The sequence below is a fragment of the Citrobacter sp. FP75 genome (assembly GCF_018342065.1).
GTDB lineage: Bacteria > Pseudomonadota > Gammaproteobacteria > Enterobacterales > Enterobacteriaceae > Citrobacter.
Window position 1 is genome coordinate 381742 of record NZ_JAFDOE010000004.1, and the last position, 19565, is coordinate 401306.

General features: G+C 51.5%; 20 protein-coding genes. 8 read left to right on the plus strand and 12 right to left on the minus strand.

The window, feature by feature from the left end; translation table 11 throughout:
- Positions 1-55: 55 nt before the first annotated feature.
- Complete coding sequence (locus JQ822_RS16375; RefSeq protein ID WP_213134423.1) at positions 56-673, minus strand: helix-turn-helix transcriptional regulator; 618 nt, start codon at positions 671-673, stop codon at positions 56-58.
- 576 nt (positions 674-1249) lie between these two features.
- On the opposite strand from JQ822_RS16375, the gene JQ822_RS16380 reads away from it, so the two are divergent.
- The 3 genes from JQ822_RS16380 to JQ822_RS16390 all read left to right on the plus strand — a co-directional run bounded on the left by JQ822_RS16380 (position 1250) and on the right by JQ822_RS16390 (position 4325).
- Positions 1250-2023: a winged helix-turn-helix domain-containing protein gene (locus JQ822_RS16380; RefSeq protein ID WP_213134351.1), complete on the plus strand. Its 774-nt coding sequence runs from the start codon at positions 1250-1252 to the stop codon at positions 2021-2023.
- The gene (locus JQ822_RS16385) at positions 2020-2484 is read left to right on the plus strand and encodes a hypothetical protein (RefSeq protein ID WP_213134352.1); all 465 of its coding nucleotides are present in this window, start codon (positions 2020-2022) and stop codon (positions 2482-2484) included. The genes JQ822_RS16380 and JQ822_RS16385 overlap by 4 nt, the downstream gene beginning before the upstream one ends.
- A gap of 344 nt (positions 2485-2828) precedes the next feature.
- On the plus strand, positions 2829-4325 hold the full coding sequence (locus JQ822_RS16390) for a C69 family dipeptidase (protein WP_213134353.1): 1497 nt from the start codon (positions 2829-2831) through the stop codon (positions 4323-4325).
- A gap of 36 nt (positions 4326-4361) precedes the next feature.
- On the opposite strand, the gene JQ822_RS16395 is transcribed toward JQ822_RS16390, so the two are convergent.
- Positions 4362-5264 (minus strand): LysR family transcriptional regulator, encoded by a 903-nt coding sequence (locus JQ822_RS16395; protein ID WP_213134354.1) that lies wholly within the window; start codon positions 5262-5264, stop codon positions 4362-4364.
- Between the two features lie 110 nt (positions 5265-5374).
- Between JQ822_RS16395 and JQ822_RS16400 the strand changes: the two genes are divergently transcribed.
- From JQ822_RS16400 to JQ822_RS16410, 3 genes are all read left to right on the plus strand, one after another.
- Positions 5375-6382 carry a zinc-binding alcohol dehydrogenase family protein gene (locus tag JQ822_RS16400; RefSeq protein WP_213134355.1) on the plus strand — a complete coding sequence of 336 codons (1008 nt, stop codon included), beginning with the start codon at positions 5375-5377 and terminating at the stop codon, positions 6380-6382.
- Position 6383: 1 nt separating this feature from the next.
- Positions 6384-6689: a putative quinol monooxygenase gene (locus JQ822_RS16405; protein ID WP_213134356.1), complete on the plus strand. Its 306-nt coding sequence runs from the start codon at positions 6384-6386 to the stop codon at positions 6687-6689.
- 120 nt (positions 6690-6809) lie between these two features.
- Positions 6810-7712, plus strand: coding sequence for a carboxylate/amino acid/amine transporter (locus tag JQ822_RS16410; RefSeq protein WP_213134357.1), 903 nt, complete (start codon positions 6810-6812; stop codon positions 7710-7712).
- A gap of 27 nt (positions 7713-7739) precedes the next feature.
- Here the strand turns inward: JQ822_RS16410 and nlpA are convergent, their stop codons facing one another.
- The 10 genes from nlpA to JQ822_RS16460 form a co-directional block, all read right to left on the minus strand.
- Positions 7740-8558 (minus strand): lipoprotein NlpA, encoded by an 819-nt coding sequence (gene nlpA, locus JQ822_RS16415; RefSeq protein WP_213134358.1) that lies wholly within the window; start codon positions 8556-8558, stop codon positions 7740-7742.
- Positions 8559-8702: 144 nt separating this feature from the next.
- The gene (locus tag JQ822_RS16420; protein WP_213134359.1) at positions 8703-9602 is read right to left on the minus strand and encodes an Rpn family recombination-promoting nuclease/putative transposase; all 900 of its coding nucleotides are present in this window, start codon (positions 9600-9602) and stop codon (positions 8703-8705) included.
- Between the two features lie 210 nt (positions 9603-9812).
- On the minus strand, positions 9813-10556 hold the full coding sequence (gene dagF / locus JQ822_RS16425) for a 2-dehydro-3-deoxy-phosphogluconate aldolase (protein WP_213134360.1): 744 nt from the start codon (positions 10554-10556) through the stop codon (positions 9813-9815).
- Positions 10543-11652, minus strand: a complete 1110-nt coding sequence (gene dgaE / locus JQ822_RS16430; protein ID WP_213134361.1) for a D-glucosaminate-6-phosphate ammonia lyase — start codon at positions 11650-11652, stop codon at positions 10543-10545. Before dgaE ends, dagF begins: the two co-directional genes overlap by 14 nt.
- Positions 11653-11655: 3 nt before the next feature.
- Positions 11656-12516, minus strand: coding sequence for a PTS system mannose/fructose/sorbose family transporter subunit IID (locus JQ822_RS16435; protein WP_213134362.1), 861 nt, complete (start codon positions 12514-12516; stop codon positions 11656-11658).
- Positions 12513-13262 carry a PTS mannose/fructose/sorbose/N-acetylgalactosamine transporter subunit IIC gene (locus tag JQ822_RS16440; protein ID WP_003023960.1) on the minus strand — a complete coding sequence of 250 codons (750 nt, stop codon included), beginning with the start codon at positions 13260-13262 and terminating at the stop codon, positions 12513-12515. The genes JQ822_RS16435 and JQ822_RS16440 overlap by 4 nt, the downstream gene beginning before the upstream one ends.
- 25 nt (positions 13263-13287) lie before the next feature.
- Entirely contained in the window at positions 13288-13773 is a 486-nt protein-coding gene (locus JQ822_RS16445) for a PTS system mannose/fructose/N-acetylgalactosamine-transporter subunit IIB (protein ID WP_213134363.1), read from the minus strand.
- A gap of 13 nt (positions 13774-13786) precedes the next feature.
- Complete coding sequence (locus JQ822_RS16450; RefSeq protein WP_213134364.1) at positions 13787-14212, minus strand: PTS sugar transporter subunit IIA; 426 nt, start codon at positions 14210-14212, stop codon at positions 13787-13789.
- A gap of 120 nt (positions 14213-14332) precedes the next feature.
- Entirely contained in the window at positions 14333-17131 is a 2799-nt protein-coding gene (gene dagR / locus JQ822_RS16455) for a transcriptional regulator DagR (RefSeq protein ID WP_213134365.1), read from the minus strand.
- Between the two features lie 90 nt (positions 17132-17221).
- Positions 17222-17638, minus strand: coding sequence for a GNAT family N-acetyltransferase (locus tag JQ822_RS16460; RefSeq protein ID WP_213134366.1), 417 nt, complete (start codon positions 17636-17638; stop codon positions 17222-17224).
- A gap of 129 nt (positions 17639-17767) precedes the next feature.
- Here JQ822_RS16460 and JQ822_RS16465 point away from each other — a divergent pair, with 129 nt between their 5' ends.
- Both JQ822_RS16465 and JQ822_RS16470 read left to right on the plus strand, forming a co-directional pair.
- Entirely contained in the window at positions 17768-18061 is a 294-nt protein-coding gene (locus JQ822_RS16465) for a YicS family protein (RefSeq protein WP_135323826.1), read from the plus strand.
- Positions 18062-18153: 92 nt separating this feature from the next.
- Positions 18154-19536, plus strand: a complete 1383-nt coding sequence (locus JQ822_RS16470; protein ID WP_213134367.1) for a glycoside hydrolase family 1 protein — start codon at positions 18154-18156, stop codon at positions 19534-19536.
- The last annotated feature ends 29 nt before the right edge of the window (positions 19537-19565 follow it).

Genomic DNA, 19565 nt, shown 5'->3' on the forward strand with positions numbered 1-19565 from the left:
GGCGTAGGGCGTCCACCACATCGCAATAATGTGTAAACAATAAAATGAGAACCAGCTATAAAATATTCGAGAGTATTTTATGAATACGAAGACCCAGCTTATCTTCAAGCCGCAGCTTGTAGACATATATTCTCTTAATATCGATATCATCCATTCTGGTAATTTGCTGAATACTTCTACCTGAAATAAACCGTTCCAGTAATATCATTTCTGTATAATTTAATGAACGCCCGCGTTTGCTGTTGACGAGCTGGCCCCTGAACAATCGGCGAATTTTCTGATGTTGAACATCATCATCATCGTCAGAATAAATAACACCTTGTATTTTATTGCTTTTTGAAAGCCAGTAATTGGCTAACGGTGTCAGAGTCCGGTCCGATATCAGCACAATATGCATACCGCTATGTGTCAGGCGATCCACCCATTGCGGATCGATGAACAGGCGCAGATTAGGGAATGAAAAATCTATAAAAATAAACCCATGAGATAAATGGTTTTGATTATTAAGTAAAAGTTTTTCAATAACACCTTTTTTCAAAAAACAATTTCCCTCTGGCCACACAGCAAAAGCGGCACGTTGGCAGTATTGAGCGCGTACCGCAGCATCCGGGAATAATTCACAGGATAATTCACAACTTAAGCAACGAACACTCTGTAGCGGTTTTCTCTTCATCATCGACTGTGTCCTTGTTATTTTTCCCTAAATATTTCATCGGTAAATAAATGTGTCAATCCAACACATTGTGAATTCCTTTTCTGTTAATAACAGTCAAACAGTGAAGATGTTATAAACTCCTAACAAAAATAATCGTCAACTCTAAATACCGTAACGGTGATGTGCGTTGCCATGCTTTATCTCGGATTAACAATCTGTGCATTAGGAATTTTATGCACAAATCCAGACATCATAACAGATGTAAATACAGCACTATTTGCTAAAACAAAACCGTAATAAATGTTCTTTGTAAATTACAAAATTCCGAAAACTCAGTAACCTTTGTGATGATGTGGATAAATATAATGGCTATTCAGATAAACCTGTAATGAATTCTCATCATTTAACCTTAGTTAATTACAACCTAAGATATAAACAACACAAGCCATTGTTTGAAAAGGATTTTCATAACACACACAAAATTCTTATCTTTGATCATGTACAAAGGTAGAGGCGTCTTATCGATTTATATGTAATATTAAATGGGTGTGCGACAGCACCCGTGATACGTTTTCGTTACTGAGGGCCGGGCAATTGTACCTTATCAACCAGTTGGTCGAATTTAATCCTGATAACAAAAGCCTGGTCAATCGGCAGACAGGACGAGCAATTCAACTGCAGCTTCCAGCCTCGCTCTGTTTTCTCTATTTAATTACTCACGCAAGTGACATTGTTTCCCAGAACACGCTGCTGAAAGTGGGTTGGGGAGACAGAAATAATGTGACTACCACTAATACTTTTTACCAGGCTATTTTGACGTTGCGCAATGCATTGGGAGATGTAGGGTTACCGCGTGATACAGTAAAAACTATTTCCCGGCGTGGACTCACATTGAATGAGAATACGCAAGTGGAGACGATCACACATTCCCAAATTGAGGTTGATTTACCACCACTCATTGAGGAAAACAAAGCCCCGGAGATAATACCCCCGCCACCACCACAGGTTTCATCAATCCCCGGCTGGAACATTTTCTTAACCGCCGGAGTGATTATTACTACTCTGGTTATCTGGCTGGTGTGGTATCAGACACGCCCTACCCTGCCGTTTAGTAAATTCGTGTCGGTATCTATGCAAATCCCCTCACGAGAAAACTGTAAAATTTATTACTCACCGAATGAACACAACCTGGAAAGCTATTTCAGCCTGATGCAAACGCACCCCGATCTCTGTGTAGATAATAAGCATGTATTTCTTTCCGGGTACCGTAAGGCGGAGAGAGTGGTGGCCTTTGTATGCGATAAGGATGCGCGAATAGATGTAAACGCGTTTTGTTCCACTCATTATTACTGGATGCGCGGGAAATGAACAAAAAAAGCAATTTTATCCTGCTTGCTATCGGAGTGATAACGATGCTGGGTTCAGGCGCCTGGTTATGGCATTCACGCTATGCCGACAAGCCTCTGAATTGCGTCGGAAACGTTGAGTGGAATATTGGTAGCAACCGCTTTACCGGCACGGTGTCGTATCGACTGTATAATCATCAGGGGTTGGCCACCTTAACCGGAAAACTTTACGGACGTGATACCACGGGGATTAGCAGAAATATCTATTTTGCCTATACCCAACACCACGATGCGCGCGTGCTACAGTCAACGCAACTGGTAAAAACTTTTTCTGATTCGGCAAATGAAGATGACATCAACCAGACGTTGCCCAGTTTTTATCGCCAAACCGGACAGCGCCTGAGCCTGATCATGGAGGAGTATAAGGGAGCGTGGATTGTGGCAAGCTCAAATGTTCCCTCGCTTTACTGTCGTAAAAGGTAACTTAATATCCGGATACAAAAAGCACGCCTTTCTCGATGAGATTCATATTTGCTCTCATCAACTTACGCGACGTGGGTCACTGAATCCACTAATAAGCCATTGCTATTCTTCTCCCCGAATCAGGAAACATCCTGAATACCTTGATATCCGTTGCGTAATAATTAAGCGAAATGGGCGTTATATTTTGTCCAGAAGACTTCAACATACGCATGGATATTTGGAGAAAACGTGGGCAGGGGCGTTTATCTCTCTGGCGAGCAATGTCTGAGCATTCAGGCGTTATCGCATTTTCAGGAAACGGTATGTTTCCGGTGTATTTATGGCGTACTTATGAGGGATACGTAATGTTTGCTTTTAAAAAGTGCCTGCTTGCACTTGCAGTTAACTTAGCGGTTGTTTCATCTGGTTTTGCATGTACGACCCTGCTGGTCGGCAATGAAGCGTCGGCAGATGGTTCCATGCTAGTCGCCCGTAGCGCGGACAGCGATGCTCTGAAAGCGCAACATTTTTTGATTCATCCGGCAAAACAGAACCAGACTGGGGTATACAGCACCAAAGCGCACAATGGCGCGAATGATTTCACCTGGCCGCTGCCGAAAAATTCTCTGCGTTATACCACCGTTCCGAACTGGAAAACTCAGCTGCACGGTGCCACCGGATTTAACGAACTGGGCGTCGGCGTCAGCGGTACGGAATCTATTTTTGCCTCGCCAGAAGCGCTGGTCGCCGACCCATACGTTGAGGATAAAGGGATCACCGAAGATGATATCCCGGATATTCTGCTGTCACAGAGCAAAACTGCACGTGAAGCAGTAGCGCTGCTGGGGCATATCGTCGAGACCGCCGGAGCCGGTGAAGGCTTTGGCGTTGCCGTCGTCGATGACAAAGAAATCTGGTATCTGGAGACCGGAAGCGGTCACCAGTGGATGGCGCAACGCTTGCCCAACAACCAGTATTTTGCCACCGGTAATCAGGGGCGCTTACAGGATTACGATCCTAAGAACCCGGACATGATGGCGTCCAAAAACCTGGTTGAATTCGCTACCGAAAAAGGTCTGTACAATCCGGCGAAAGACGGAAAATTCAACTTCTCCAAAGCCTATACCCGTGATGACGAACGTGACCGTACGTATAACGATCCCCGCGTATGGACCATCCAGAAAACGTTTAATCCTTCAGCCAAACAGGATATGGCCGCAGGCCGTGAGTTCCCGGTATTCCTGAAGCCTGAGAAGAAAATGACGCTGGATGATGTGAAGGCAGTGCTGCGTAGTCACTATGAAGGTACCAGCCATGACCCGTACACCAACGGTCTAAACGGCAAAGAGCCGTGGCGCCCTGTGAGCGTCTTCCGCACCTACGAAGCACACGTCATGCAGGTCCGCCCGTGGCTGCCAAAAGAGATTGGCGAAACGACCTACATTGGCCTGGGCATGGCCGATCTCACCGCCTTTGTTCCTTACTACAGCGGCCTGAAAGCGTATCCGGCTAACTACACGATGGGTACCGATAAAGCAGACGATCAATCCATTTACTGGAAGTATCGTAAATTACAGACGCTGACCATGACCGACTATCCGAAGCTCGCGCCAATTGTCAAAAAAGCCTACAAAGCGTGGGAAGACAAAGTGGCGAAGGAGCAAAAAGAGGTCGAAGCCGAGTATCTGAAGATGGCGAAAACTGATAAACCTGCCGCCGATAAGATGCTGAATGACTTCAACCTGCGCATCATGGCCGACGCCGAGAAGCTGACGGAAGATCTGACTAATCAGCTGTTTACCATCCGCACTAAAGATATTCAGACTGATATCTTCTTTGCAAACGCTGCGAAAAAAGACTGAGTCACCGTACGATAATCATCTGGCGCAAAGCGTAAATTAGCTCTGCGCCAGCATTTCACACCGCGCCTTTACGGCGTCGTGCAGCAGACGTACCGCCGTTGAAAGCTGCTTGCGATGTGGGCAAATCATATTCAGCGGAACTTTTTCTCCCTGATAATCAGGCATCAGCAGCTGCAATCGACCGTCACGCACATCCTCACTCACGTCCAGCCACGACTTGTATGCAACCCCTTCTCCGGCAATCGCCAGTCGCCGGATCACTTCGGCATCATCGCTCATAATGGTGCCATTAACCTGCACGCTGCTGACCTCACCATTACGCGTAAACGTCCAGCGATCGTGCAGACGCCCGCGTAATACGAAGGTCATCGCATTCAACTGCGCTAAATCATCCGGTTTTTGCGGCGTACCATTTTGCGCAACCCATTCGGGAGAGGCCACCAGCACGCGTCGGTTACCCGGTGCCACGGGCAGCGCGATGTAAGACGCATCCTCGGTGTTGCCGTAACGAAACGCTACATCGACAGGATCTTTGAAGACATCGGTCACCTGATCGGAGAAAAAGACCCGCAGGCGCAGCGCGGGATAGCGACGACGAAACGACTGAAAAACCGGCAGCAGCAGGTTACGCCCGAGATCGGACGGCACCGCAATTTGCAGCGTGCCGCAAATTTCATCCTCCGGGGTCTGAATTTTTTGCAGTCCGGCGTGCATCACGTCCAGCATCTGGCGAGCATAGGGTAGCCAGACCTCACCTTCCGGCGTCAGTCGCAGGCTGCGCGTGGAGCGGGCAAACAAGCGGATGGTCAGCGTGGACTCCAGGCGCTTGATGGCAGAGCTGACCTGAGCTGGCTGGACGCCGGCTTCGCGCGCGGCATCGCTAAAACTGTTCAGCGCCGCAGCGCGGACAAACAACGTGAGGTCTTCAAGCCGGAACATTTTCACTCCCCGAGTATAAGTCCTGTCGCCGTGAGGCTATTTTTCCCGTTCTGCTGCCGGTTTACCATCGAATTATTCAACAGATATAAGGTTTCTGAACCGGAGAGATTATGAAAGCCATCGCCATTACCCACGCCGCAACCGACGGCAGTAACATCGCATTTTTACAAGAAATTGACCTGCCCGTGCCGGTCGCCAAAGGGCATGACCTGCTGGTTGAGGTGAAAGCCATTTCTGTTAATCCTGTCGATACCAAAGTACGCGCAGGTTTCAACGCTGACACCCCACGTGTGCTGGGCTGGGATGCGGTCGGCGTGGTGAAATCCGTCGGCGAAGCAGTCACCCTGTTCGCACCTGGCGATGAAGTCTGGTACGCCGGCGCGCTGGGCCGGACGGGCAGCAACAGTGAATTTCAGCTGGTTGACGAACGCATTGTCGCGCTGAAGCCACAATCGCTGGATAACGCCTCTGCGGCGGCGCTGCCGCTGACCGCGATCACCGCCTGGGAAATGCTGTTCGACCGCCTGGGCGTTAAGGAAAATGGCAACGAAGGCGACGCATTATTGATTGTCGGTGCTGCGGGCGGCGTTGGTTCCATCCTGACCCAACTGGCAAGCAAACTGACCAAAATGACCGTTATCGGTACAGCGTCGCGCCCGGAAAGCCAGAAATGGGTACGTGAAGCAGGTGCACATCATGTGATCGATCACAGCAAACCACTGACCGAAGAGCTGGCGCGGATAGGCATTAAAGAGGTAACACACGTTGCCAGCCTGAACAATACAGAGCAGCACTACCAGCAGATTATTGATGCGCTCGCGCCGCAGGGCAAACTGACGCTGATTGACGACCCTGAATTCCTTGATGCCCGTCCGCTGAAGGCAAAAAGCATTTCGCTGCATTGGGAATTTATGTTCACTCGCTCAATGTTTGAAACCCACGACATCATCGCGCAGCACCAACTATTAACCCGCGTGGCGCAGTTGATCGACAACTACACCATCCGCACCACGCTGGGGGAACATTTTGGCGCGATCACGGCGGCGAATCTGCAAAAAGCTCACGCGCAAATTGAAACCGGACGTTCGGTTGGCAAGATTGTTCTGGAGGGGTTTTAACATGTCTGAGGCTGAGGTGATTTCAATTATTGCGGTGCTGAAGGCCAAACATGGGAAAATCAACGCACTGAAACAAGCGCTGCAAGCTCTGCTACAGCCCACTCGCCGGGAGCCGGGCAATATTGAGTATGCTCTGTTCCAGTTACGCGACACGCCGGATGTATTCTACGTGCGCGAATCCTGGCGCAGTCAAACTGGGCTGGACGCCCATATCGCCCTGCCACATTTTCAGGCGTTCATTCTGCAGATGGACGATCTGCTCGCTGAGCCGCTGCAACTGGATTATTTGACGCCGATTGCGCCTTAATTCTCTACACGATCCCCCGCTTTGCGGGGGATATTCAGTCAGTCATGACCTCCCTCGCCCCGCCATCTCTGCTATGATGCCTGCACACAAATAAGACAATACAACCATACCGAGGGAATAATGAGTTCCACCAGAAGAGGGATGATAAACGTCCTGATTGCCGCCGTATTATGGGGAAGTTCAGGCGTTTGCGCGCAGTACATCATGGAGCAAAGCCAGATGTCATCGCAGTTTCTGACCATGACGCGCCTGATTTTCGCCGGGTTCATTCTGCTGATGCTCTCTTTTGTGCACGGCGACAAAGTGTTTTCCATCTTCGAAAATCGCAAAGACGCCATCAGTCTGCTGATTTTTTCGGTGGTCGGCGCGCTCACCGTACAATTGACTTTTCTGCTGACCATTGAAAAATCCAACGCCGCTACCGCAACGGTACTGCAATTTTTGTCACCGACTATTATCGTGGCGTGGTTCTCTGTAGTGCGTAAAGCGCGACCGGGCATTTTAGTGCTAACGGCCATTTTGACCTCGCTTATCGGCACGTTCCTGCTGGTGACTCACGGCAACCCGACATCGCTGTCCATTTCACCTGCCGCGCTGTTTTGGGGGATAGCCTCAGCCTTTGCCGCCGCGTTCTACACCACGTATCCCTCTACGCTTATCGCCCGCTACGGTACGCTGCCGATTGTCGGCTGGAGCATGTTGATAGGTGGCTTGATCCTGCTCCCGTTCTATGCCGGAGAAGGAACAAACTTCGTGGTTAATGGCAGTTTAATTCTGGCGTTTTTCTATCTGGTAGTCATCGGCACGTCACTCACGTTTAGCCTGTACCTGAAAGGCGCACAGATGATTGGCGGGCCGAAAGCGAGCATTTTAAGCTGTGCGGAACCGTTGAGCAGCGCCCTGCTGTCGCTGTTGTTGCTAGGGATTACATTTACCCTTCCCGATTGGCTGGGCACACTGCTGATCCTCTCTTCAGTGGTGTTGATTTCAATGGACTCCCGCCGCCGCGCCAGAACGGTATAACACCGAGCGGCGCGACAACGGGGGATATTACCAACCCGGAACCGCGCCGCCGTTAAAGATTTTCTCAGCCGCTTTCGCCACTTCCGGTGACTGATAAGATTGCAGGAACACTTTTACGTTCTCGGCATCTTTGTTGTCTTCTCGTGCCACCAGGATGTTCACGTACGGTGAATTTTTATCTTCGATAAATACGCTGTCATGTACCGGAGAAAGCCCGGTTTGCTGAATGTAGGTGGTACTGATGATCGCCACGTCCACTTTCTGATCGTCCAGCACGCGCGGCAGCTGCGCACCTTCCAGTTCCATGATATTCAGATGACGCGGGTTATCGGTGATATCCAGCGCCGTCGGCAGCAGCCCGGTGCCGTCTTTCAGCGTGATTAACTTTTCTTTTTGCAGCAACAACAACGCACGTCCGAGATTGGTTGGATCGTTAGGTATCGCAATCGTCGCACCGTCTTTTAGCTCGGCAACCGTTTTGATTTTCTTCGAATAACCGGCCATCGGGAAGACAAAGGTATTGCCTACCGCCACCAGCTTATAGCCATGCGCTTTATTATCCTGCTCCAGGAACGGACGATGCTGGAAGACGTTAGCATCCAGTTCACCATGATTGGTGGCATCGTTAGGCAGCAGAGAACCGCTAAAGCCCACTAGCTCAACATCGAGGCCGTACTTCTCTTTGGCCACTTTCTTCGCAACCTCTGCCACATCCTGCTCTGCGCCGTTAATCACGCCGACTTTAATGTGTTTTGCATCATTGCTTTGCTGGTCACAACCTGCCAGCAATAATCCCGCCAGCAATACCACAGCCCCGGCCCCGAAATAAGGTCTCTTCAGTTTCACTTTTTTTCCTTTTGCAATAACCGCCTGATGAGTAATGAAATGACTATAGCGGGAAGGCCGCTGCGGTTTAAAAAACGAAAAAGCATCAACAAGAAGAAAAAAGCATAACAAAGACTTGTACACAAAGGGCCATGACGCTAATGCTTACCACGCCCAAAATGCAGGCTGATGATTAACATCCATAATTTCTTCAAGAGTCAGTTCTGTGATTTTCTCTACTACCTCACTATCAATTCCATTCTCTAACATAAGACGGGCAATACGCCACGCTTCGTCCTGTTTGCCCGCCTCACGTAATCTGTCCGCAATAGTCATCAGTCTCTCCTTTTGTTGGGGTAGGCGTTCAGTAATTTCATGGATAAACTCATTAAAACGGGGGGCATCTCCGGAACGCATGATGTAATTTAACAGCGCTTTTAGCTGCCTGTCATTAGCATATCCATTAACCAAAAGAGAGGCCAATTGCTCCACCAGCCCAATCAGATCGCGCTGACGAATATGTTTTTGGATCAGCTCCAACATTGCCACTCGTCGATGTTGCACAATTTCTTCATCAGGTATGACTGTAATATCCACAAGTGGAAATGCAGAGGCATAAAGCTGCCGCGCGGTTTCTGGATCGTCAAATTCATCCAACCAACATAGCGAGTACGGATAGGGGCTGGTAACTCCATGATAGAAAAGCATTGGTACCACCAATGGTAGTTTTTTATTTCCAGCATCCAGATGCCTTTGCATCACCGCTATTGCATAGCGCATCAACCTAAAAGCCATATGCGCATCCGGCGTGCTTTGATGTTCAATAACCACATAAATATAGCCATCCCCTTCACTGGTTTTCAGTGACCACAGCACGTCGGAGTAACAGGCTCGCAAATCCTCTTCAATAAAGCTGCCAGATTCAAGCTTCAATGCTTTCATATCGCAAAGTTCACGCAGAGATGCCGGAAGATGAAAATCAAGAAAATCCCGTGCCGTTTCTGGATGGCTTAAGAACTTTTTAAATACCGCATCATGCGGCGTAGAGGTTGTTGATTTTTGCATGGCGGTCCGTCACCAGAAGAACAAGATGACGGGACATTACTCGCCACTAGCACAGACGACATCAGGGAAATTATCCCTCTGCGAGACGCTTTCGGGGATAAATATATACTGGTGTAATGCATTCATATTCAGGGAATGGCGTTCGCAAAAATGCCCGGCGGCGTTAGGGCTTACCGGGCATTTTTTATTCGCTATCTGACGATGGAGGCATCACACCAGCGCTTTGACTATCTCCATCAACCTGACGACATCTTCAGGTCGGGTATTACCGGTCTGTGGATCGATAATCGAGCTATACACATGCGGCATCACCCGCGGTACTCCCGCCTCCAGACAGGTTTTCAGGATAATGCCGAAGTTATCGAGATCGATACCGCCGGTCGGTTCAACCAGCGTCATGCCGTTTCGCGCAGCGGTCGTCGCCAGTGCATACAGCTCAGGCAGCGACTGCTCACCGCCCATTGGGAAGAACTTCGCCGCATGCGCCCCCATATCTTGCATCATGCGTACCGCCGCATCGCAGGAAACGCGCGCTGGTATGCCCTGACTGCTGCTGACGCCGGTGGAGATCAGCACCTCACCGGGCGTTCCGGTCGGGCTAACCAGAGCGTTGATATGAGTCTGTTCACCGCCCGTTGCCGCCAGCGCACCAGCCGCAAAACCGCAGCCGGTAAAGGTCTGGTTGACGTGTGCCGGGTGGACCTGTGAGGCAATCATCGCCGCTTTGTAATACTGCGCCGGATCGCCTGCCCCCAACCCCACGGAAATCGACGGCACGTCGGTCATCCAACGTTTTACTTCCTGAACCCCTTCCTCAACCGAGGAAAACTGCGCAGAAAGAATGCCGATCACCGCATGACCTTCGGCAGCATCATAGATTTCCCGGGCGTTGGCGATATCCTTCGCCAGCACGTTAATGGCCACTTTATTACGATAAAAATTAATGCGCTGCATGCTCTGCAATCTCCTTTAGTCGCGCCACGATCAGTGCCATTTCCCCTTCTGCGACCGTACGCGGGTCAAGACTAAAGACACCCTGATGAAGGTTATAACGACGCGCGTAAATCGCGATATCGCCCCCGCGCAGCTGCGCTTCTACGGCGTAAGCATCTATCCCCAGCACTTGCGCGTTCACCCGAATACGGATCCGCCAGATGGCGCGTCCGGCCTCATCCTGCTCGATATCCGCATCCAGTCCGCGAATCTCTGAAATCGCCTCCGCCACGGGCCGGAGCTCTTCGGCAGTAACCACGGTTTGCCCCTGATGATAGTTTTCCAGGGCATACACCAGCCCGACCATATTCTCTTTGCCGATTTTCATCGCCCTGGCAATCCCGTGGTGCTGCGCTTTACACGCCGCAATCCACTGTTTCTTCCCGGTGATAAACCCCGAGGTCGGCGCGTTAAAGGCTTTTGCCCCGCTGTAGACCACCATGTCCGCCCCGCTCGCCACCCAGGCACGTAAATCCTCCTCGGCAGCGGCATCGACAATCAGCGGCAGATTATGGACCTGCGCGACCTGCACAAAATCCGCAATGCTCAACATGCCTTTCTGCACGCAGTGGTGCGATTTCACATACAGCAGCGCGGCGGTATTGTCGGTAATCGCGCTTTCCAGTTGCCAGCGGGCTGCGAGATTACTTGAACCAACCTCCACCACTCGCCCGCCGCCTAAGCGGATAGCGCTGGTGATCGGTGCACCATAGTCAACGTTATGCCCGCGCAGCATCACCACTTCATTCGCCATGCCGGTGCTGTCCGGCATCAGCGTGACTCGCGCCTGGTCACCGCGGGTAATGGCCGCGGCAACGGCAATCGCAATCCCTGCGGAGGCACATGAAGTGACATAGCTGTCTTCAGCACCGGTGTAACGGGAAACCAGCTCACCTGTACGGTCCACCAGCCGGTCAATTTCAACAAAGGCCGAGGCTGCCCGCGCGGTGGCTTGCATCACTTGCGGCACCACGCTGGAAACGCCCAGAATCGTCATTTTGCCGCAGGCGTTAATCACCTGTTTTAGCCCCAGTTGTTGATAGATATTCTGTGTCATGGCTTACAACACCCCCAGCAACGAACAGACCACGCTGAGCGCGACAATCGACAGCAAAATAGTGGTGTAACGCGGCCCTTTTTTCACCAGATAGAAGTAGATGGCGAACACCGCCGCCAGCGGCAACAGGCCGGGGGCAATAGAGTCGAGGATCTGCTGGACCACCACTTCAGAGCCTTTCAGAGCGCTAATTTTTAGCGGTGTGACTATCTTGATATAGCTCGCAGAAAGCGCGCCCATCATGATAAGACCCAATACGTTAGCGCCGTAGATCAGTTCTTTTATTCGCCCCCCTTGCAGCAGGCCGATAATCGAATCACGCCCCAGCGTATAACCTTTGTGAACCAGCCCGTAGCTTATCGCCAGCGTAATGGCAGGATAGAGAATTAACGGCACAATGCCGCCCATCGCGCTGCCATTGGCGGCGAACGGGATGAAAATAGCAATTAATAGCGGCATGACGGCAGCCCAGATGATGGAGTCTCCCATCCCGGCCAGCGGTCCCATCAAGCCGGTTTTGATCCCGGTAATGGAGGCATCGCTGATCGGCTCGCCGCGCGTTTTCTGCTCCTCCATCGCAATGGAGATCCCCTGAATCACCGCCCCAAACGTCTGCTCTGAGTTGAAGAAGTTCAGATGGCGTTTCAGCGCTTCCACCTGCTCTTCTTTTTGCGGGTAGAGTTTTTTGATGATCGGCGTCATCGAGGCGCAGAAAATCAGGCTTTGCAAACGCTCATAGGAACTGGAAACTTCCGCGCCCAGCCAGTAGATAAACCAGGCCTTGGTGATATCCGCTTTGGTCAGCGTGCCGCTTTCTCGCGCACGTTCAACCAGTTCATGTTGCATTACATCGCTGCTCATCATGCTGCTCCTTCATTTTTCGCCAGACCTTTAATCAGGAAGGCTACGCAGGTACCAAAGATTGCCATCGCCATGATGTCCACCTTCAGGTACAGCACCGCAAAAAATCCGCCGATAAACCACGGCAGCAGGCTCTTTTTACCGATCACCATAATGGTAATGGCGAAGCCCAGCGCTGGCAGAATACCGCCCATAATTTCAAAGGAGTGCGTCAGCCAGTGCGGCATCAGCTTAAGGAAGCTTTCCACCACGTCCTGACCAAAATAGTTGGCGGCGAAGACAACCGGGAAACGCAGTACCAGCCCGAGTAATGCCGGGTAAAGGAACGCACAGCGCATAATGCCCGCCATATTGGCCGTTTCCGCATGCTTGTCGGCCATATGTACCCAGGCGGCGTTTAAGGTGCGGCGCAGCTGGTCGAGGAACACGCCGATGACGCCAAATGGGATCGCCAGCGCGATAGCCAGGTTCGGGTCCATACCGGCCTTCACGGCAATAGGAATTGAAATACAGGCGGCCAGCGCCGGATCCGACGGGACGTTACCGCCCGGCGTGGAGGTCACGCCAAGGTAAACCAGCTGCATCCCTGCGCCGATAATCATCGCCGTTTCCATGTTGCCTAACAGCAGGCCCACAAAAACAGCGATAACAACCGGTTGCAGCAGCATGGCGGAGAAGGTGTAGCCAAGGCGTAAACGCGCAAACCAGTAATACAACCCCATCAGGCTTGCGAAGACTAAAGTATCCATAATTAATTACCCTGTTATCAAAGGATTAGAATTTTTTCAGGATATCGTCCAGCGACTGCGGCTTATCTTCCGGGATAGTCTGGAAGACAGCCTTAATCCCACGATTTTTCAGGTCGTTCAGAATGCCGACGTCTTTTTCATCCAGCGTAATATTCTGGAATACCGCTTTACGGTTTGGCCCGCCGCCCAGCCCACCCACCTGAATGGTGGTGACATCAAAACCCAACTGGACCGCCTCCTGAACCGCCGCCAGAGAGGGAAACAGCACCAGAACCTTACCGTCGCCAAGCTGATTTTCTTTCCAGGCGGCAGCAAAACTTTGGTTACCGAAGCAATCCACTTTGATGTTTGGCGGCGCGGCCATCAGGTAGATGTTTTTCATAAACGGATCGGCATCCAGCTCGTCGCTGACTACCGCAATTCGGTTGGCCTGAGATTGTCCAACCCACTTCGTTACTACCTGTCCATGAATCAGACGGCTATCGATACGACATAAGACGATGTTTGCCATGATGTTTTCTTCCCTACTTTGATTGTTGTAATTGACGCACATGGGCAGCGACATCCAGGCAACTGCTGCGCCCGGCTTCGACCAGTTCAGCCACGCAGGTGGTCAACTGCCCATGCTCGCGTTTGTCGAGCGCCTCCAGCAGCAAAGAGGCATTGAGCCCGGAAATCACTGCCACCGGGTAATCGGCGCTCAGCCGCGCCGCCACGTTAGAGGTGGTGCCGCCAATAAAATCAGTCAGGATCAGTGAACCTTCCGGCATGGTTTTCACCACGGCTTCGACACGCTGATAAAACTCGCCGAGCGTATCAACGGGCATCAGCGCAATTTCCGTCACGCCTTTGATTTCACCCGCCACCATGCGCAGGCTGTTGCAAAGCTGTTGCCCCCAGCCGCCATGGGTCAGCAGCAGGATCTGGGGCAAGGATTCAGTGGTAGTCAAAATGGCCTCCTGGCTCGATTACATAGACATAGGTAAACAGAGCAAAGGCTGTGCCAGAATTTGTGTCACGCGGGGAAGAGAGAGGTGCTGGCGGGGCAGCGAGCCGCGCCAGTAAAGGGATTAGCTATACAGAAGTTCGTAGATATAAAAATATTCCGCGTCCGATAACCGAATGGCATAGGCTTCTTCGATCGGCAGGAAAGCGGATTTAATGACACTAAACGCGTGAGCATCCAGGTCCGGCTTGTTTTCCAGCGCCATCTGTAACGGTTTGCGGTTAATCACGATACGCTCGACCATACAGCAGCAGTGGATCAGGAAGCGCAGTGTCACCTGACGGCTCGGTTTCAGCGAAAGTGAGGTGGTCAGATGGTTAAGCACGCCTTCCATCTCCTTGAGAATACGCTGCGGGTTGAGCACCGAAATATGGTTAATGATGCTCTCCATGGTTAACGCGCTGATAAAGCGCATCGCGCTGCGCTCCATCTCCAGACGGCGTTCGCTGCTGGACAGATCCGGCGTCAGCAGGCTCAACACCAGTTCCGGTCCCTGTTCGGAGAACAACTCCTCCAGCGAGATAAACGGAATATCCGGCAGTCCCGGCTGGAAAGTACCGACTATTCCCGCCAGCCGTTCACTGGCGTTAATCGCCTGCTGAACGCGCTCCAGACTGCGGACTTCGTTGTAATCGAGGATAACCATCCGCGTGTCCTGCGACATCAGCTCGCCGAAGCTCTCCTCCAGCACCTTTTTGATTTTTTCCGCCGTGCCCATGCCGGTAATACAGGAAATAACCAGCACTTTACCGCTATTTTCCTGCTGCGGCGTACAGAGCTGACAGGGAATATCTTTACTCTGCATTAACGCCGCCAGTTGCGGTAAGTCGCTGGTTTCATAGCTTAAGTCCAGACCCAATTCCAGCAGGCTGGTCAGCGTGATATTGGGCATTAGTAGTACATCTATCTGGAATAATTTGCTGATCGTGCTGCCAAAATGGACCAGCGAACCAATATCCACCATCAGGATCAGCCGGCGATATTGCCGGGTCTGGATCATCTGCGTCAGCGTTTCCAGCGTGTCGTGCACCGACTGCTCAAACGGCATGTCGATGGCGCTGAACAGCTCGCGCTCCAGCACGCGATTCACGTACTGCGCCTGGCTGGTTGCCGTCGTCGCACCGTGGGCAATCAAAATCACGCCACAGTCCGGGCTGGCGTCGATACGCTGTCGATAATGGCGACACTCTTTGAGGAACAGACACAGCCAGACCACTTCCGTTGCCGGGCACTGAATATGCAGCAGTTCATTGATTTTCCGGCATAATAGCGTGGCATTGTCATATTCATCTTTACAGCGATCGAGGATCAGGCTGGAAGAATAAAGCTGAGGAATAAGCCCACGCTGAACGTAGCCAATCAGCGCCAGAAAGTGTTTGCGCAGCGGGTTGACCAGATTCTCCGGCAGCGTAAAACCGAGCACCTGCTCAACGCAGCCGATCAGTAGCGTGACGCGCTCTTCAATCTGGTCGCCATAGCGCGGGGGATGCGTCACACTGTCGCGGCTGTAGAGACCATATTCAAAAATCGAACTGAGCTTGTTTTTGAGGATAGCCAGCGTTTCAGCTGGCGGGACGTTGCTGTTACGCAGGTTGATATATTCCCGGGTCAGGAAGCTGTAAAAGAGATCGCTCTCTTCAATTTCCGCCCCGGTTGCCAGCGAGTGTTTTAATGTCGGGAGCGTGCGGGCATCCACGCTCAGACGCTCTTTACCGCCAAACAGCGCATCAACCAGCAGACGCTGTTCCGCCGTGGCGTTAAACGGTATTTCCGCCAGCCGTTTATCCAGCTGTAGCGTATCACTATGCTCGGTCATTCCTGATGCCCACGCCTGGGCGCAGAGAAACTGAATATCGCTCTTGAGCTGGCCAATATTCCCTTCCAGCGGCTTGTTCAGCAGCCAGAGCAACAGCGTTTTATCAATGCTTACCGTGCGTTCTATTTTACGGCTCTCACGCTGTAAGAAGCCAACGATCAGCTCAACCTGCTCTTCCACCGAACGCTGGCGGATGCCGGGCAAATCGATACACACCTGAATACGTCGCTGGAAGGTGCGCAGCAACGCCGAATTCACCGGTTCGGTGGTGGCACAAATCAGGCGAACCGAAATAGAACGCGCTGTAGCGCTTGAACCCAGCGGCCGGTATTCGCCTTTGTCGAGAATAGAGAACAGCTTTTCCTGGCCTTCATACGGCAGACGATGCACTTCATCGAGCAGCAGATAACCGCCGTCGGCCTGCTCAACCAGACCGGGTTTATTCTCGTTTGCGCCGGTAAACGCCCCCTGTCGATGACCAAACAGATGTGAAGATAGCAGCTCCGGGTTATGGGCGTATTCCGCGCAGTTAAAGTAAACCAGCGGTGGCGGCGTTCCCGCCGTGCGTTCGCAGGCAAAACGGTGCATCAGTTCGGCAAAAAAGGTTTTGCCCACACCGGAGGGACCGGTCAGCAGAACGTGCAGTCCGTGAGGATACAGCACCGCCGCGCGGCCTTTTTCCACCGCGTCGCGCAGGCTGCGATCGTAACCAATCAGGCCGAAAAAGGGATCGTCTGTCGCCGGGTTTTCCTGAGCAGGCAACAGATCGGCAACGGTTTGCACTTCGCGCTCGGACTCATCCAGCTTGCGTCCCAGCAGCGTTTCAATCACCTGACGATGCAGAAAGAATACCGGGCGCCCGCGGCTTTTAATCGCCAGACCGTCGTTCCAGAGCTGATTGAGATCTTTACTGACCGAGTTGCGCGCCAGACCGAGGTTAAAGCCGATAGCCTCCGCCGTGAACGCCGTTTCCTGCGCCAGATGGGCAAGATTCAGTCCTTGCGTCAGCCGTTCCAGCTCCCCCAGTATTATCTCAATCCGTCTCATCTCTTTACCGCTTAAGAAATAAATGATTGTTCAGAACATACACTATTCTGCTGTGCAAGAAAGTGAAGCGGCGTCCAGACCTTCCGGTCATCAAAACGTTTTCGACAAATAATGGCGCGCGGAACCGGTTTCCGGAAAGTTATCGAGGGTCATTTGCAACTGATAGCCGTTTTTCTGATAAAACGGCAGCGCCTGGAAACTCATGGTGTCTACCAGCGCATGCTGGCATCCTCGCTCACGCGCCGTCTGTTCGGCGACCTGCATCAATTTTGTGCCGTAACCGCCTTTACGCAGGGAATCATGCATCCACAAAAACTCGATACACAACCATTCACCTTTGATTTTGCCGATCAGCCCACCCAGTATTTCATTGTGTTCATTGCGCCAGTAGACCGCCAGATCGCCAAAATTGGTCGTTTTCAGGAACTGCCGATTGTAAGTGCGCAACCCGGTTAGTAGCGCGTTTTGATCGTCTTCAGTAACCGTATCCGTAATCTGTATCTGCATTCTATCCTCCTGAAAAACTAAAACTTTTGTCTGATTATTTTTTCGACATTAACACAGCCTGATGAGTGAGTCGTAGGCCGTCTACACTTACTCTTGAGATGATGCGCATCGACAACAAGGATTATTATCATGAAACGAGCCGTTTTTCCGATTATTGCCATCCTTTTCACGCTGCCGGGTCTGGCGCAGGCCGACTCGGCTTACGGTTCTCTACAGTCAGTCCACGAAAAAAACACCATATTGAAGGACTTACGCAAGATTTGTACCCCGCAAGGGTCGCCGTCGGATGAAGTATGGGAAAAAACGATTATGGCCGATACGCGTAACCAACAGCATATCCGCGAAGCCATTGTGGCGATTCAAAGGAGTAATCAGAACAACTACTGGGAAGCGTTGGGCAAGATTGAATGCCCGGATATGTAACTATCACATTGAAAAACGAGCACTGTAACCGGTTTCTTATAATAAAAATCGCCTATTGTGTAGGGAAATGAAATACATCAAGGAGCAAGATAATGCGATACCGTTTTCCCGAAAACTTCTGGTGGGGCAGTGCCTGCTCGGCGCTGCAAACCGAAGGGGATAGCCTGAACGGTGGCAAAAGCCAGACCACGTGGGACGTGTGGTTCGACCGCCAGCCAGGCCGTTTCCATCAGGGGGTCGGCCCGGCGAACACCTCGACATTTTATCAGCACTGGAAGCAGGACATCGCGCTGCTAAAGCAACTGAAGCACAACAGCTTTCGTACGTCTCTGAGCTGGTCGCGCCTGATCCCGGACGGTACCGGCGAGGTGAATCCTGAAGCGGTCGATTTCTATAACAACGTCATCGACGAACTGCTGGCGCAGGATATCACGCCCTTTATCACCCTGTTCCACTTCGACATGCCAATGGTCATGCAGGAGAAAGGCGGCTGGGAAAACCGTGAGGTGGTCGAAGCATTTGGTCGCTACGCCCAAACGTGTTTTACATTGTTCGGCAACCGGGTGAAGCACTGGTTCACCTTCAACGAGCCGATTGTTCCGGTAGAAGGCGGATACCTGTATGACTTCCATTACCCTAACGTGGTGGATTTCAAACGTGCGGCGACCGTGGCGTATCACACCGTACTGGCGCATTCGGCGGCGGTACGGGCTTATCGCGCCGGAAACTACAACGGTGAAATCGGCGTGGTGCTGAATTTAACACCGTCTTACCCGCGCTCGCAAAACACGGCGGATGTGAAAGCCGCGCACTATGCGGATCTGCTGTTTAACCGCAGCTTCCTTGACCCGGTGCTAAAAGGGGAATATCCGGCGGATTTGGTGGAACTGCTGAAAGCATACGATCAGCTACCGGCCTGTCAGCCCGGCGACAGCCAGTTGATAGCCGATGGCAAAATCGACCTGCTCGGCATTAACTATTACCAGCCACGCCGGGTGAAATGTCGTGATAGCGCCGTCAATCCTGACGCGCCATTTATGCCAGAGTCGCTGTTTGATTACTACGAAATGCCGGGACGTAAAATGAATCCGTACCGCGGCTGGGAAATTTATGAGCCGGGTATTTACGATATTATTACTAATCTGCGTGATAATTACGGCAACCCGCGCTGCTTTATTTCTGAAAACGGGATGGGCGTAGAAAACGAGCAACGTTTTATTCAGGAAGGTCAGATTAACGATAGTTACCGTATTGAGTTTGTCTCAGAACACCTTAAATGGCTGCATAAAGGCATCAGCGAAGGCTGTAATTGCCTTGGCTACCATATGTGGACCTTTATTGATAACTGGTCCTGGCTCAACGGATATAAAAACCGCTACGGTTTTGTTCAGTTAGATTTAGACACGCAAAAACGTACGGTGAAAAAGAGCGGCGAGTGGTTTGCCCATACCGCCGAAGATAATGGTTTTGATTAAGAAGTGGGCAAAATGCCGGATGGCGGTGT